At 64.0% G+C, this 15,330-nt stretch carries 14 protein-coding genes; 10 read left to right on the top strand and 4 right to left on the bottom strand.

Annotated features, from left to right (window positions below; translation table 11 throughout):
- Nucleotides 1–230: 230 nt before the first annotated feature.
- Nucleotides 231–1,451 carry an NAD(P)/FAD-dependent oxidoreductase gene (locus K3F49_RS13905; RefSeq protein ID WP_234681514.1) on the top strand — a complete coding sequence of 407 codons (1,221 nt, stop codon included), beginning with the start codon at nt 231–233 and terminating at the stop codon, nt 1,449–1,451.
- Here K3F49_RS13905 and rbsK read toward each other — a convergent pair whose 3' ends face one another.
- Nucleotides 1,452–2,369 (bottom strand): ribokinase, encoded by a 918-nt coding sequence (gene rbsK, locus K3F49_RS13900; protein ID WP_234681513.1) that lies wholly within the window; start codon nt 2,367–2,369, stop codon nt 1,452–1,454.
- Between the two features lie 20 nt (nt 2,370–2,389).
- Complete coding sequence (locus K3F49_RS13895) at nt 2,390–3,283, bottom strand: sugar kinase (protein ID WP_234681512.1); 894 nt, start codon at nt 3,281–3,283, stop codon at nt 2,390–2,392.
- A 208-nt stretch (nt 3,284–3,491) separates the two neighbouring features.
- Here K3F49_RS13895 and K3F49_RS13890 point away from each other — a divergent pair, with 208 nt between their 5' ends.
- From K3F49_RS13890 to K3F49_RS13850, 9 genes are all read left to right on the top strand, one after another.
- Nucleotides 3,492–4,340: a VOC family protein gene (locus K3F49_RS13890; protein ID WP_234681982.1), complete on the top strand. Its 849-nt coding sequence runs from the start codon at nt 3,492–3,494 to the stop codon at nt 4,338–4,340.
- Nucleotides 4,341–4,469: 129 nt separating this feature from the next.
- Entirely contained in the window at nt 4,470–5,225 is a 756-nt protein-coding gene (locus K3F49_RS13885) for a TetR/AcrR family transcriptional regulator (protein WP_234681511.1), read from the top strand.
- Between the two features lie 264 nt (nt 5,226–5,489).
- Nucleotides 5,490–6,299 (top strand): ABC transporter permease, encoded by an 810-nt coding sequence (locus K3F49_RS13880; RefSeq protein WP_234681510.1) that lies wholly within the window; start codon nt 5,490–5,492, stop codon nt 6,297–6,299.
- Between the two features lie 51 nt (nt 6,300–6,350).
- A complete protein-coding gene (locus K3F49_RS13875; RefSeq protein WP_234681509.1) occupies nt 6,351–7,343 on the top strand; it encodes an ABC transporter substrate-binding protein in 993 nt (330 codons plus the stop codon).
- A gap of 128 nt (nt 7,344–7,471) precedes the next feature.
- Nucleotides 7,472–8,317, top strand: a complete 846-nt coding sequence (locus K3F49_RS13870) for an ABC transporter ATP-binding protein (protein ID WP_234681508.1) — start codon at nt 7,472–7,474, stop codon at nt 8,315–8,317.
- Between the two features lie 130 nt (nt 8,318–8,447).
- Complete coding sequence (locus K3F49_RS13865) at nt 8,448–9,857, top strand: enolase-like domain-containing protein (RefSeq protein ID WP_234681981.1); 1,410 nt, start codon at nt 8,448–8,450, stop codon at nt 9,855–9,857.
- A complete protein-coding gene (locus K3F49_RS13860; RefSeq protein ID WP_234681507.1) occupies nt 9,854–11,005 on the top strand; it encodes a Gfo/Idh/MocA family protein in 1,152 nt (383 codons plus the stop codon). Before K3F49_RS13865 ends, K3F49_RS13860 begins: the two co-directional genes overlap by 4 nt.
- A gap of 135 nt (nt 11,006–11,140) precedes the next feature.
- Nucleotides 11,141–12,331, top strand: a complete 1,191-nt coding sequence (locus K3F49_RS13855) for a dihydrodipicolinate synthase family protein (protein WP_234681506.1) — start codon at nt 11,141–11,143, stop codon at nt 12,329–12,331.
- On the top strand, nt 12,331–13,194 hold the full coding sequence (locus tag K3F49_RS13850; RefSeq protein WP_234681505.1) for a sugar phosphate isomerase/epimerase family protein: 864 nt from the start codon (nt 12,331–12,333) through the stop codon (nt 13,192–13,194). Before K3F49_RS13855 ends, K3F49_RS13850 begins: the two co-directional genes overlap by 1 nt.
- 84 nt (nt 13,195–13,278) lie before the next feature.
- Here K3F49_RS13850 and rocD read toward each other — a convergent pair whose 3' ends face one another.
- Both rocD and K3F49_RS13840 read right to left on the bottom strand, forming a co-directional pair.
- Nucleotides 13,279–14,493, bottom strand: coding sequence for an ornithine--oxo-acid transaminase (gene rocD / locus K3F49_RS13845; protein WP_234681504.1), 1,215 nt, complete (start codon nt 14,491–14,493; stop codon nt 13,279–13,281).
- A 156-nt stretch (nt 14,494–14,649) separates the two neighbouring features.
- Nucleotides 14,650–15,327: a potassium channel family protein gene (locus K3F49_RS13840; RefSeq protein WP_234681503.1), complete on the bottom strand. Its 678-nt coding sequence runs from the start codon at nt 15,325–15,327 to the stop codon at nt 14,650–14,652.
- Nucleotides 15,328–15,330 lie beyond the last annotated feature (3 nt).

Below are 15,330 nucleotides of genomic sequence, written 5' to 3'. Positions count from 1 at the left end.
GCATGAGGTCTGTTGCTGTAACTAAATCGCAGAAGGCGAGGGGTGACAATCCCTGGCCGCCAGTGCCCCGCCTACGGGCCTTGCGTCGCGCGGAATGATCGGCTCAAATAGGGCCGCCTTCGTTTAGGGACGGACACGAGCGCCGGCTCCTCCTAGGCTAGCCAAGCCAGTATGAGCGAGAGAGGAGACGACATGGGTGACGCTCGTGTCTTGCGGAAATGGGCTGTCCAATGACGGACGGTCCGGTGATCATTGTCGGTGCCGGCCATGGCGGCTACCAGGTCGCGGCATCCCTGCGGCAGGCGGGTTTTTCGGAGCGCATCCGCCTGATCAATGACGAGGCGCATCTGCCCTATCAGCGGCCGCCGCTGTCCAAGGCCTACATCAAGGGCTCGGCCGGGCCGGAGAGCCTGATGTTCCGGCCGGAGAAATTTTACCACGATCAGGCCATCGAGCTGATCGCCGGCCGCGCCGTGTCGATCGACCGGGCGGGGCGCAAGCTTCTGCTCGCCTCGGGCGAAACGCTTCCCTACGGTCACCTGATCCTGGCAACCGGCGCGCGCAACCGCCTGCTCGATCTGCCCAACGCCAATCTGCCCGACGTGAAATATCTGCGCATCCTCGACGAGAGCGAGGCGCTGCGAAAGATCATTCCGTCGAAGACGCGGGTCGTTGTGATCGGCGCCGGCTTCATTGGCCTCGAATTCGCCGCGACCGCGCGGATCAAGGGCCTCGAGGTCGACGTGCTCGAGCTCGCGCCGCGCGTGATGGCGCGCGCGGTGACGGCGGAGGTCTCGGAGTATTTTCAAGAACGTCATCGCGATGCCGGCATCCGCATTCACCTCGGTGTGCAGGCAACCTCCATCGAAGCCGAGAACGGCAAGGTCACCGGCGTCTCCTTGAGCGACGGCCGGCATCTGCCCGCCGACCTCGTCGTGGTCGGCGTCGGCGTGTTGCCGAACATCGAGCTTGCGGCCGAGGCGGGGCTGCCGGTCGCGGCCGGCATCATCGTCGACGAATATCTCTCGACCGCTGATCCCAATATTTCCGCGATTGGCGATTGCGCGCTGTTCAAAAGCCCGCGCTTCGGCGGCTCGCTGCGACTTGAATCAGTGCAGAACGCCACCGACCACGCCCGCTGCCTCGCGGCGCGGCTGACCGGGGACAAGAAACCTTACGACGGCCATCCTTGGTTCTGGAGCGACCAGGGCGACGACAAGCTCCAGATCGCAGGCCTCACCACCGGCTACGACCGCGTCGTGCTGCGCGGCGACCCCGCCAAGAAGGCGTTCTCCGCGTTCTGCTATCACGGCGACAGACTGCTCGGCATCGAATCGATCAACCGCGCCGGCGATCATATGTTCGGCCGAAGGTTGCAGGCCATGGACCGCTCGATCACGCCGGAGCAGGCGGCCGATGAAAGCTTCGACCTGAAGAGTGCGCTGGCGTGATCAGCCGGCGCTGAGCACCGCCGTAACCTCGGCGGCCGTCGGCATCGACGGTCCGGCCCCCATCCGCTGCACGCTGATTGAGGCGGCGGCGTTGGCGAAGGCGAGGGCGGCGCGCAAGGGAACGCCATCGGCGAGCTGCGACGCGAGCGCGCCGACGAAGCAATCGCCAGCGCCAGTAGTGTCGACCGCCTTCACCACGCGTCCCCGCACGGCAAATTCGTCGCTGCCGGCGAGCGCCAGCACGCCGCGCTTGCCGAGCGTGATGCAGATGGTCTGGTCCCCGCGCGCCTGAAGTTTTCGCGCGACATCGATGATTGTTGCGGCCTCGTCGTTATCAGAGAGCTCAGTGCCCGCAAGGAAGCCGAGCTCGGTCTCGTTCAGCACGAGGATGTCGACCAGCGCGAGCAGCTCGGGCGACATCTTTTGCGCCGGGGCGGGATTCAGCAATGTGGTGGCGCCCGCCGCGTGCGCGCGCTGGAAGAACGCGGCGATGGTCGGCAGCGGAACCTCGAACTGGCTGACCGCGACGTCGCCCTTCGCCAGCGGTACGCTCGCGACATCATCCGCGCTGACCAGCGCATTGCTGCCGGGAATGACGACGATGGTGTTGTCGGAGGCCGCGACCGTGATGATCGCGGTGCCGGTGTGCGTCTCCGGCGTCTCCTTGATCGAGCCGGGATCGATGCCCTGCGCCGTGAGAAACGTCCTGAGCTCAGCCCCGAACGCATCCGTGCCGAGCCGCCCGATCAGCGTCGTTTTCGCGCCGAGCCGTGACGCGGCCACGGCCTGGTTCGCACCCTTGCCGCCGGGAAAATACAGCACCTCGCGGCCGGCGACGGTCTCGCCAACCCTGGGATGACGATCGGCGGTCGCCACCACATCCATGTTGATGCTGCCGGCGACGAAGACGCGTCCCATGATATGCCCTTACAAAATCCCTAGACCCTGACTTCGAACTCGTGCCTGACTTTGGCGATGTCCACAAGGGTCGGCAGGCCGGCCTCGTTGCCGAGGCGCTGGATCTTGAAGGTCGAAGCGGCGCGGGCAAAATCAAAATGCTCGCGCCAGCTTTTGCCGGGGTGCGCGAGATAGGAATAGACATAGGCGCCGTGGAAGACGTCGCCGGCGCCGTTGGTGTCGATCACGCGCTCGCGCGGGATCGGCATCGCCGGCATCACCTGCACCGTCCCGGTCTCGTCGTACCAGAGCAGGCCCTTCTCGCCCATGGTGACGCCGCCGATCCTGCAGCCGCGGCCCTTGAGGTAGTCGAGCATCTTCTCCGGCGTCAGGTCCATCTGCTCGCACAGGCGCTCGGCGACGATGGCGACGTCGATAAACTCCAGCAGCTCATGCGTGTTGGTGCGCAGGCCGCCGCCGTCGAGCGAGGTCAGAATGCCGACCTCGCGGCAGACCTTTGCGTAATGGATCGCGGCATCGGGCTGGTGGCCATCGATATGCAGCGCGCGGCAGCCGCCGAGATTGAGCATCGGGAAGGGGTGGATGTGCTCGTCGTCGCGGCAGCGAACGATGGCGCGCTTGCCGTCCTTTGGCATGATGAAGGAGAGCGAGGACTGGTTCACCTTCCGCCCATGCAGCGAGATCGCGTATTTCGCGCACATGTCCTGGAACATGCGGCCCAGCCAGTCATTGGCCGCCGTGGCGATGAGATCAGGCACGATGCCGAGCTTGGCGCAGCAGAACGCCGCCGTGACCGCGTTGCCGCCGAAAGAAACCGCGTAGTCTGTTGCCACGTGCTTTTCGTCGCCGGTCGGCATGTGGTCGGTAATGAAGACGACGTCGATATAGGTCTGTCCGATGAAGAGAGCCTGCATTGCTTGTCCGTGATGCGCGTGGTGGTCCCGGCCGGCGGGTTTACTCTAACACCGGTTCCCTGTCCGGGACGCTGAAATTATTCGCAAAACCGCCCCAAGGCGCTTGAGGTCGGCATGAGGCCGGAATACGACCATGGCACGCCCGTGCCAAGCCCGGACAAATGCCGTTTTCGGCCCCACGGTTCCAGGTCGATCAAAAGGGATGAACATGATCACCGGCCTCGATCACATCGTCGCTCTGGTCAGGGATATCGGTGCGGCCAAGGCGGCCTATCAGACGCTGCTCGGGCGCGCGCCGGCCTGGCAGAATTCCGGCGAGGGCGCCGATCGCGTGCTGTTCACCCTCGAGAACATGACCCTCGAATTGATGGCGCCGAGCGGCTTTACCGCAACCGCGGACCGCATGCGTGCACTGCTCGACGACCAGGAGGGCGTGCTCGCCAGCCTGTGCTTTCGTGTCGCAGACATGAGCAAGATGCACCGGCGACTGGACCGGGTGGCGCTGAAGCCGGATCCCGTCGCCGAGGTCGAGAGCAGCAACGATGCGAGCGGTGCAGCCCTGCACTGGAAGCGCACGCGGGCCGCGACCGAGCTGACGCGCGGCGTACGCATGTTCTTCCTCGAGTTAGCCGAGGAGCGTCCGAAGTCGGTTGCGACCGACATCGCGCCGATCGACGGGCTCGACCACGTCGTGATCACTACCGAGGATTCCGATCGCGCCGCCGCGCTCTATGGCGCGCGGCTCGGGCTCGATCTGGCACTCGACCGTTCGCATCTCGACTGGGGCCAGCTGATGTTCTTCCGCTGCGGCGATCTCATCGTCGAAGTGGTGCGCCGCCCCGTTGCAGGCGGGGATTCCCTGCATGACCGGCTCTGGGGCCTGAGCTGGCGCGTCGCCGACATCGACGCCACCCGCGCCCGCCTGCTCGCTGCCGGCCTCGATGTCACCGAGGTGCGCAACGGCCGCAAGCCGGGCACGCGGATCATGACCGTGCGCAACGGCACCTGCGGGATCCAGACCGTGCTCCTGGAGCGTTCGCCGAAGCCGGTGGAGTGAGGGGCGGCTGTCTCTCCTCCGTCATTGCGAGGAGCCCTTGCGACGAAGCAATCCAGGCTGTTTCCGCGATAGCAGTCTGGATTGCTTCGCTCCGCTCGCAATGACGAAACTATGCGCCGGGCCGCGCGCATGATAAATGCGATCCAGACGACCACCCAGCGAGCACCCGGTTTGGCGAAAGCAGCGGCAAAGCGAACTCTGAAATGGCAGCGCGATCCCGAGGGGATGCGGCTGCGCATTCTCGAGGCGGCCAAGCAGGAGTTTTCCGCTCATGGGCTGGCCGGCGCACGCGTCGACCGGATCGCGGCCAAGGCCGGCGCCAACAAGCGCATGCTGTACTACCACGTCGGCAACAAGGACGACCTCTACCTCGCTGTGCTGGAAGGCGCCTATGACAAGATCCGCAGCGAGGAGCGGGGGCTCGATCTCGAGCATCTCGATCCGCCCGAGGCCATCAAGCGCCTGATCGAGTTCACCTGGGGTTACTTCCTGCGCAATCCCGAGTTCCTGTCGCTGCTCCAGACCGAGAACCTCGCGCGTGCAAAGCACCTCAAGCGCTCGACCAAGGTCAAGTCGATGCACTCGCCCTTCGTCGAGATGATCGGCACCGTGGTGCGGCGCGGCGTCGAGAGTGGCGATTTTCAGGTCGCGGTCGATCCGGTGCAGCTCTACATCTCGATCGCGGGCCTCTGCTTCTTCTATCTCTCGAACTCGGCGACACTCGGCGTGATCTTCGGCCGCGACCTGCTCGCCAAGGACGCCAAGGACGAGCGGCTTGCGCACATGGTCGGCCTCGTGCTGGCCGCGCTGACCGGACAGTCCGCCGTGCTGTTCGAGATCGCCAAGGCGCCGAAGTCGCGCGCTGCGGTGGCGCAGACGGTTTAATCCGTGGCCCGGATGGAGCGCGCGAGGCGGGGACCCCGCACTTTACTCCGTCATTGCGAGCGTTAGCGAAGCAATCCAGAATCTGTCCGCGGCGGCAGTCTGGATTGCTTCGCTGCGCTCGCACCTCCAGCGACAACCGCTTCGCGGTTGCGCGGGGATGACGGGTCTGGCCGGGGCACAAAACGTCACAGGGAAACCTCTGGACAGTATTTATCCAACGGGTTAATTTCTCCCCGGAAACGAAAAGAATACCGGGAGTGAGGCGTGGCTGAGCTGAAGCCGCAAAGTGCGGTGTCCAAGATGCTGAATGCGGCCTGGGTGCGGCCGTTTCTGTTCCTGGTTTTCATCGTGGTGGCCTGGGACCTTGCGATCCGGCTGTTCAAGATCCCGGCCTATCAGATCCCGTCGCCCGCGGACGTCGTCGCTGTGCTGCGCTCCGACTGGCCGGAACTGCTGCGCCAGTGCTGGCCGACCACTTATGCGACCGTCTGCGGCTTCCTGCTGTCCGCGCTGTTCGGCATCCCCGTCGCCATGCTGATCGCGGGCTCGAAAACGGTGGAGAGCTACGTCTATCCGCTCTTGGTGTTCTCCCAATCCGTGCCGAAGATCGCGATCGCACCGCTGTTCGTGGTCTGGTTCGGCTTCGGCATCATTCCAAAGGTGATTTCCGCGTTCCTGCTCGGGTTCTTCCCCGTCGTGGTCTCGGCGGTGCAGGGCTTCAAGTCGGTCGATCCTGACATGGTCGATCTCGCCCGCGCCATGCAGGGCAGCCGTTTCCAGGTGTTTTGTGCGGTAAACCTGCCGCATGCGCTGCCGGCGATCTTCTCCGGCCTAAAAGTGTCGGTGACGCTTGCCGTGGTCGGCGCCGTCGTCGGCGAGTTCGTCGGCTCCAATTCCGGCATCGGCTACGTGATGCAGCGTTCGATCGGCACCTTCGACCTGCCGACGATGTTCGCGGCTCTCGTGATCCTCGCGCTGCTCGGCGTCATCCTGTTCTGGATCGTCGACCGGATCGAGAAGCTGGTCATTCCCTGGCATGTCAGCCAGCGCGAAGACGTGATTTTCGCCTCTTAACTTAAGCAACGGCCACCAACGGCCGAAACATAACGACAAGGGAGAGTGACGATGAAGCGGTGGATTGGGGCTGCATCTGTGGCGCTGATGGCGTTTGCAGTTACGCCGGCGCAGGCGGCCGACAAGGTCGTGCTGATGCTCAACTGGTACGTCTATGGCGAGCACGCGCCGTTCTATTACGGCAAGGCCAAGGGCATTTATGCGGCCGAGGGCATCGACCTCGAGATCCAGGAAGGCCGCGGCTCGGCTGCGACCACCCAGGCCGTCGCCGCCAAGACCGCGGACTTCGGCTATGTCGACGTTCCCACCATGATGCGCGCCGCGATCAAGGGCGCGCCTGTGATCGCGACCGGCGTTCTGCTGCAGACCTCACCGATGTCCGCCATGGGCTTCGTCGACAAGAACATCAAGAAGCCGGAGGACATCAAGGGCAAGACGGTGGCGATCACGCCGGCCGATTCCATGACCCAGATCTGGCCGCTGTTCCTGAAGAAGACCGGCCTGAAGGAAAGCGACTTCACCACCGTTGCCGGTGACGGCCAGACCAAGCTCAACGCCGTCATCAACGGCCAGGCTGATCTCTTGCTCGGCTACGTCATGGACCAGTCGATGAAGATCAAGGACGCCACCGGCAAGGACGTCTATCCGATCAAGTTCGCCGACTACGGCATCAACATGGTCTCCTCCGGCATCATCGCCAACTCCGACTATGTGAAGGCCAATGCCGACCTCGTCCGCCGCTTCATGTCGGCGACGACCAAGGCGGTCGAAGCCGCCGAGAAGGAGCCGAAGGCGGCCGCGCAGTCGATCCTCGATGCCAACCCCAAGGGTGGCAAGATCGACACGCTGACGCAGGGCTTTGAGCTGACCATTCCGCTCTACCGGACCGCCGAGACCAAGAGCAAGCGGCCGTTCCAGGTCACCGACCAGAACATGACGGACAGCGTCAACCTGATGGTCGAATATGGCGGCCTCGATGCCAAGGCCAAGGAGAACCCGAAGGCCTTCTACACCAACGATTACCTGCCGAAGAGTGGCTCGTGAGCGCCTCTGTTATTGCGAGCGAAGCGAAGCAATCCAGGCTGCCTCTGCGGAAAGATTCTGGATTGCTTAGTCGCTTCGCTCCTCGCAATGACGGTGCGGATCGTCTGAGTTCAATTGGATGTGACTGAATGATTCCGAAGAAGGCCAGTCCAGAAGAACAGCCTAGCGCTCACCTCCGACTGGTGAGCGACCGCGCCGGTAACGACACGTCGGGCATCACTCTGTCCGGCGTGTCCAAGACCTATCGGACGCGCGATGGCGACGTGCCGTCGCTGCGGCCGCTCGATTTCCACATCAACGACGGCGAGTTCTTTGTCGTGGTCGGCCCAAGCGGCTGCGGCAAGTCCACGCTGCTCAAGCTGATCTCGGGTCTGCTGCCGCCGAGCGCGGGCGAGGTCTTGGTCGAGGGCGAGAAGGTGACGAAGCCGCACGGCAATGTCGGCATCGTCTTCCAGAACGCGCTGCTGCTGCCCTGGCGCAACATCCTCTCCAACGTGATGCTGCCGATCGACATGAAGCGCCTGCCGCGTGACGAATATCTCGTCCGCGCCAAGGCGCTGTTGAAAATGGTCGGGCTCGAAGGGTTCGAGAAGAAGCTGCCCTGGCAGCTCTCCGGCGGCATGCAGCAGCGGGCCTCTATTTGCCGCGCCCTGGTGCACGATCCCAAGATCATGCTGATGGACGAGCCGTTCGGCGCGCTCGATGCGCTGACGCGCGAGCGCATGAATGTGGAGCTGATGCGGATCCAGCGCGAGACCAGGAAGACGGTGCTCTTGATCACGCATTCGATTCCGGAGGCCGTGTTCCTCGCCGACCGCGTGCTGGTGATGACCGAGCGCCCCGGTGCGGTCGCCGCGATCTACGACGTGCCGCTGCCGCGCCCTCGCTCGCTCGATGTAATGGCCGATCCGGTCTTCACCGAGCTCGTGCAACGCATCCGCAAGCATTTCTTCTCGCAGGGTTCGCTGGATTAGAGAGGATGGAAGCAGCTCTAGATTCCGGAGCGTCATGGCCGGGCTTGTCCCGGCCATCCACGCCTTGCTCCACGCGACAAAGAACGTGGATGCCCGGGACAAGCCCGGGCATGACGACCTTCTCGGGACGATCCTCGTGCGCCTGAAGCTGCGAGACATCGCTTTCTTCGAACGTCCCGTGCATTTTGCGCGGCCGTTCCGCTTTGGCGCTGTTACTATCAACGCGACGCCGCAGCTGTTCGTGCGGGTTGAGATCGAGGTCGAGGGCAAGACCACGGGCAAGGGAACCGCCGTCGGCGCCAGCGCCGAAATGCTGGTGCCAAAATGGTTCGACAAGCGGCCGGAGCTGTCTCCGGCGCAGACGGTCGACGGCTTGCGCCGCTCGCTCGCAATCGCGCGCGGGCTTTATCTGGCGCGAACCGGATTCCAGACAGCGTTCGATCTGCATGCCTCCTGCATCGGTGCCCAGGTCGCGACCTGTGCGAAGCAGAGCATTCCGGCGCTTGCAGCCGCCTACGGTCCAGCGGAAATCGACAAGGCTATCCTCGATGCGCTGCTGCGCGCCGCGCAGACCAATTTCTTCGATGGGATGGCCGGCAACATCGCCGGCATCGATGCGCGGCTGTCGCCGGACCTGAAGGAAGCGGACCTCACGACGTTTCTCTCGGGCCGCAAGCCGCTGCCACGTGTTGCGATCAGGCATACTGTCGGTCTCGATGATACCGTCGAAGGCGAGGGCGGCGTTGCCGATCTGCGCGAGAACGCCGGCGCGAATTACTTCAAGCTGAAGCTGTCGGGCGACCCTATGGCCGATGCGGCACGGCTGGCGCGCATTGGCAAGGAACTCGACCGGCTGGGGCGGGAGTACAAGGTAACGCTCGATGCCAACGAGCAATATGCCGACCTTACCGGCTTGCAGGCGCTGGTCGACCGGCTCGATCGCGAGCCCATGCTGCGATCGATCTCGTCGAAATTGCTCTACATCGAGCAGCCGATGCCGCGCGATATCACCCGGCAATCGCCGCTCGGCTCGCTCGCCGCGCGCGGCCTCATTATCGACGAGGCCGACGATTCTTACGACGCGTTCCCGGCGGCGCGGGCGCTCGGCTATCACGGCATCTCGTCAAAGTCCTGCAAGGGGCTCTACAAGTCCATTGTCAACGCGACGCGCGCGGCGAAATGGAGCGCGGGCGGAGAAAAATTCTTTGTCGCTGGTGAGGACCTCACCTGCCAGGCGGGCCTTGCCGTGCAGCAGGATCTTGCGCTCGGTGCCTTCATCGGCGTCACCCATGCCGAGCGCAACGGCCACCACTATGTCAACGGCTTTGGCGGGACGCCTGTAGCCGAAGCGCAGGCCTTCGCGGCCGCGCATCCTGACCTCTATGCCGATGCCGGGCAGGGCATCCGGCTCTCCATTCACAACGGCGATCTCCTGACGGGATCGCTCAATGCAACGGGCTTTGCGACGTCGGTCCATCCGGACTGGTCGGCGCTTCGCCCGCTCGAACAGCCAAGATCACTTCAGGAGCAAACGGCATGACTACCCAACGCCTCGGCCTCATCATGAACGGCGTCACTGGCCGCATGGGGCTCAACCAGCATCTGATCCGCTCGATCGTCGCGATCCGCGACCAGGGCGGCGTTCGCTTGAAGAACGGCGACCGCATCATGCCCGATCCGATCCTGATCGGCCGCAGCGCCGAGAAGGTCGAGGGGCTTGCCAAGCGTTACAACATCACGCGCTGGACCACCGATCTCGACGCGGCGCTCGCCGACAAGAACGACACCATGTTCTTCGATGCCGCGACGACGCAGGCGCGGCCCGGCCTTCTGACCCAGGCCATCAATGCCGGCAAGCACGTCTATTGCGAGAAGCCGATCGCGACGAACTTCGAGGAAGCGCTCGAAGTCGTGAAGCTCGCCAATTCCAGGGGCGTCAAGCACGGCACGGTGCAGGACAAGCTGTTCCTGCCCGGCCTGAAGAAGATCGCCTTCCTGCGCGATTCCGGCTTCTTCGGCCGCATCCTCTCGGTGCGTGGCGAGTTCGGCTATTGGGTGTTCGAGGGCGGCTGGCAGGAGGCGCAACGGCCATCCTGGAACTACCGCGACGAGGACGGCGGCGGCATCATTTTGGACATGGTCTGCCACTGGCGCTACGTGCTCGACAACCTCTTCGGCAATGTCCAGAGCGTGGTCTGCATCGGCAACACCGACATCCCCGAGCGCTTCGACGAGCAGGGCAAGACGTACAAGGCGACCGCGGATGATTCCGCCTACGCGACCTTCCAGCTCGAGGGCGGCGTCATCGCGCATATCAACATGTCCTGGGTCACGCGCGTCTACCGCGACGACCTCGTCACCTTCCAGGTCGACGGCACGCACGGCTCGGCCGTCGCGGGTCTCACCGACTGCATGATCCAGGCGCGCCAGGCGACGCCGCGGCCAGTGTGGAATCCGGACGAGAAGCGGCTGCACGATTTTTACGGCGACTGGCAGAAGCTGCCCGACAACGTCACCTACGACAACGGCTTCAAGGAACAGTGGGAGATGTTCATCCGACACGTCTACGAGGATGCGCCCTACAAGTTCACGCTGCTCGAAGGCGTCAAGGGCGTGCAGCTCGCCGAATGCGCACTGAAGAGCTGGAAGGAGCGGCGCTGGATCGACGTCGCCCCGATCAAGGCCTGAGTCTATTGGACAAGTCGCGATGTTTACCAAGCCGTCATTGCGAGCGAAGCGAAGCAATCCAGTGTCCCTCTGCGGTGAGCGTCTGGATTGCTTCGTCGCTTCGCTCCTCGCAATGACGGGGAGAGGTCCGAAGTCATGAACAAACCTGTGTTGCCAATGTCATCATTGTCGCTGAAGCTGCCGAAAGCCGATCGCTCGATCGAGACCTACCGGCTCGCGGCCTCGCGGACCTTTCCCGCAAAGCTCGAAGGACCGTTGAACCGCATCGCCTTCTCGGCCGTGCATACTGTCGCCGATCCGTTCGCGGATAACGACCCCTGGCTTTCGGTGGCCGTCGACTGGGACAAGACCATCGCGTTTCGCGAACACGTCTGGGATCTCGGCCTCGGCGTCGCCGAAGCGATGGACACGGCGCAGCGCGGCATGGGGCTGGACTGGCCGACCTCGCTGGAGCTGATCACGCGTTCGGTCGGTGCAGCCAAGCGGCGCAACGCGCTGGTGTTCTCCGGTGCCGGCACCGATCACCTCGCCGTTGAAGATGCAAAAAGCCTCGACGACGTCATCCGGGCCTACGAGGAGCAGATCTCGGCGGTCGAGAAGGTCGGCGGCCGCCTCATCCTGATGGCGTCGCGCGCGCTGGCAAAAATTGGTCGCAGCGCCGACGACTACGCGAAGGTCTACAACCGCGTGCTGTCGCAGGTCCGTGAGCCCGTGATCATCCACTGGCTCGGCGACATGTTCGATCCTGCCCTGACGGGATATTGGGGCCCCAAGGATCTCGACAAGGCGATGGACATTGCGGTGGCCATCATCAACAACAATGCGGCCAAGGTCGACGGCGTCAAGGTCTCGCTGCTCGACAAGCAGCGCGAGATCGACATGCGCCACCGTCTCGACAAGCGCGTCAAGATGTATACCGGCGACGATTTCAACTATGCGGAGCTGATCGCCGGCGACGAGCGGGGCTTTTCGCACGCGCTGCTCGGCATTTTCGATGCCATTGCGCCGGCGGCATCCTACGCACTGTCGCGGCTCGCAGCTGGTGACGAAGCCGGCTTCCACGACGTGCTGGGGCCGACGGTGCCGTTGTCCCGCCACATCTTCAAGGCGCCGACGCGGTTCTACAAGACCGGCGTCGTCTTCATGGCGTATCTCAACGGCCATCAGGATCATTTCACCATGGTCGGTGGCCAGGAGAGCACGCGCTCCACGCTGCATCTGGCCGAGCTGTTCCGTCTGGCCGACAAGGCCGGCCTGCTCGCCAACCCCGAACGCGCGACGCAGCGGATGAAGACCGTGCTCGCCACCCGCGGTATCGAATCCTGATGCGTGATTTTTCCTCCGACCATCGCTGGCTGTCACTGAACACGGCGACCGTCCGCAAGCAGGGTGACCTCGTTCAGATCATCGAGGCCAGTGCCAGGCACGGCATCCGCGCCATCGATCCCTGGCGCGACCAGGTCGCCGCCGTCGGTCTCGACCGCGCCGTCCGCGCGGTGCGTGATGCCGGCCTCGATCTCTCCGGCTATTGCCGCGGCGGCATGTTCACGTCGGACGCATCGCGCCGCACCGAGGTGCGTGACGATAACCGGCGCTGCGTCGATGAAGCCAAGGCGCTGGGTGCGCCCTGCATCGTCCTCGTCGTCGGCGGCCTGCCGCAATATTCGCGGCCCGGCAGCGAGGCCTCGAAGGATATTTCGGCAGCGCGCGGGCAGGTGGAAGAAGCCCTTGCCGAGATGCTCGACTACGCCAGGCAGGCAAACCTGCCGCTCGCGATCGAACCTCTCCATCCGGCCTATGCCGCTGACCGCGCCTGCGTGAACACGACAAAGCAGGCGCTCGACATCTGCGACCGGCTCGACCCCGCCCGTAGCGGCATGCTCGGCGTCGCGCTCGACGTCTATCATATCTGGTGGGATCCGGAGCTGATGCACCAGATCGCGCGCGCCGGCCAGGATCGGCTGCTGGCCTTCCACGTCTGCGACTGGCTGGTGCCGACCAGGGACATCCTCAACGACCGCGGCATGATGGGCGACGGCGTCATCGACATCAAATCCGCGCGCGCCGCCGTCGAGGCGCAAGGTTTTGCCGGCTATTCGGAGATCGAAATTTTCTCCAACGACTGGTGGAGCAAGCCGATCGACGAGGTACTGCGCACCTGCATCGAGCGGCACAAGACGGTGGTGTAGCTTGCGGCGTGTTGAAGCGCGTAGGATGGCTTCAGCTCTTGCGAAACCCATCGCCCTCATTGCGATCTTCCGGCGCGAGCAACCTCAAGAGAAATCCTGCGTCAGGATCGTGGCGAACTGCTCGATCGCCCAGTCGACCTGGTCGCTGGTGATCACCAGCGGCGGGGCGATGCGGATCGTGTGCTCATGGGTGTCCTTGGCGAGGATGCCCTTGCCCTGGAGCGCCTCGCAGTAGCGGCGGGCACGGCCGGCCTCGGGATGCAGCTCGACCGCCAGCATCAGGCCGCGCCCGCGCACGTCGCGGATCGTGTTGGCGCGGATGTCCTTCAAGCCTTGCAGGAAGCGCGCGCCCTGCGTGGCCGCGTTCTCGATCATGCCTTCCTCGACCAGTACGCGCACCGCTGCGCGCGCCACCGCGCAGGCAAGCGGGTTGCCGCCGAAGGTTGAGCCATGCTGCCCAGGTCGCAATGTCCCGAGCACGTCGTTGTTCGAGAGCACGGCCGACACCGGATAGAAGCCGCCGGACAAGGCCTTGCCGAGCAGCGTCACGTCAGCCTCGATTCCCTCGTGCTGTTCGGCAAGCAACTTGCCGGTGCGGCCGAGCCCGGTCTGGATCTCGTCGAGCACCAGCATCACATTGTTGGCGGTGCAGAGCTCCCGGACCTCTGTGAAATAGCCGGCCGGGGGAATGATGACACCGGCTTCGCCCTGGATCGGCTCGACCAGAAAGGCGACAGTGTTTGGCGTGATCGCTGCTTCGAGGGCCGCGGCATCGCCGAACGGAATGATCCTGAAGCCCGGCGCGAACGGTCCAAAGTGTCCGCGTGTCTCGGCGTCCGTTGAGAAGCCGACGATGCCCAGCGTGCGTCCGTGGAAATTGTCGGCGCAGACGATGATCTCGGCCTGGCCGTCCGGCACGCCTTTCACCTCATAGCCCCATTTGCGCACCGACTTGATCGCGCTTTCGACCGCCTCGGCGCCGCTGTTCATCGGCAGCACCTTGTGGGAGCCGGTCAGCGCCGCGATCTCTTCGTAGAACAAGGCGAGCTGGTCGTTGTGGAAGGCGCGCGAGGTCAGCGTCAGCCGGTGGGCCTGTTCCACCATCGCCGCCAGGATCTTGGGGTGGCAGTGGCCCTGGCTGACCGCGGAATAGGCGGAAAGGCAATCGAGATAGCGGTTGCCTTCGGTATCCCAGACCCAGACACCTTCGCCGCGCGTCAGGACGACCCCGATCGGCTGGTAATTATGGGCGCCAAAGCGTGCTTCCGTTGCGAGGAGATCAATGACCGACGAGCTCATTTTTCGTCACTCCCACTGGGCAACCCGGGATGTGCGCGATGCTGCCGATTTGCCCCGGCGTGTCAAATGGTTCTGCGCATCCACCGGGCCTTTTCGACCAACCCGCCTCCTACTGTGCATGGGGTTGTTTTCGACTTTTTGGGTCGGCGGGGGTGGTCAGGAGTCTTGCCTGCGATGTTCGATCTCGAGCGTGACGAGGCGCGCCAGCAACGTCGCCGGATAGAGCTGGCCGAAGATGGCTTCCATGTTGCACAGGCTGCGCGCGACGGGGTGGAGGGGTGCGACGTCACCATATCCGGTCGTGGTCATCGTCGCGAAGCTGAAATAGATGACCTCGCTTGCGAGGCTGGGACTGTCTTCCACCTTCATGCTGACGAAGGCGTCCTGATCCAGTGAGCCGATGAAGGTGTAGAGGGCTGCGAAGATGATCGCGATAGTCAGATACAACAGCACCGCGCCGATCACGCGATGATAGGTCACGCGCCCCGGCGCAAAAGTCTGGCGCGCGACCGCCCAGGCCATCGTCGCTCCCACGATGAACCATGAACCGGCGAACAGATTGAGGTCGAGAATGGACGGCGATTTGATCCGCAGGATCGCGCCGGTCACGATCATGCCGAGCGCGATCAGCATCGCGACAACCGCGACCGGGCTGCCTGATATCACGAAGATGCCGCAGACCAGCAGCAGCGCCAGCACGAGCTCGGACACCTGGAATGCAAAAAGCCCGAGCGCCTGCAACGGCGAGATCACGAACATCATGATCACCAGCAGCACCGTCAGAACCGTCAGGGCCGGATCGGCCCAGCGTTCGCGCAATTGATCGATGTTCATGAC

Origin of the sequence: Bradyrhizobium monzae (assembly GCF_021458635.1) — a bacterium.
In the GTDB taxonomy this organism is placed as follows: domain Bacteria; phylum Pseudomonadota; class Alphaproteobacteria; order Rhizobiales; family Xanthobacteraceae; genus Bradyrhizobium.
The sequence above is the reverse complement of the archived record's forward strand: the minus strand, read 5'-3'. Positions and strand labels throughout refer to the sequence as shown.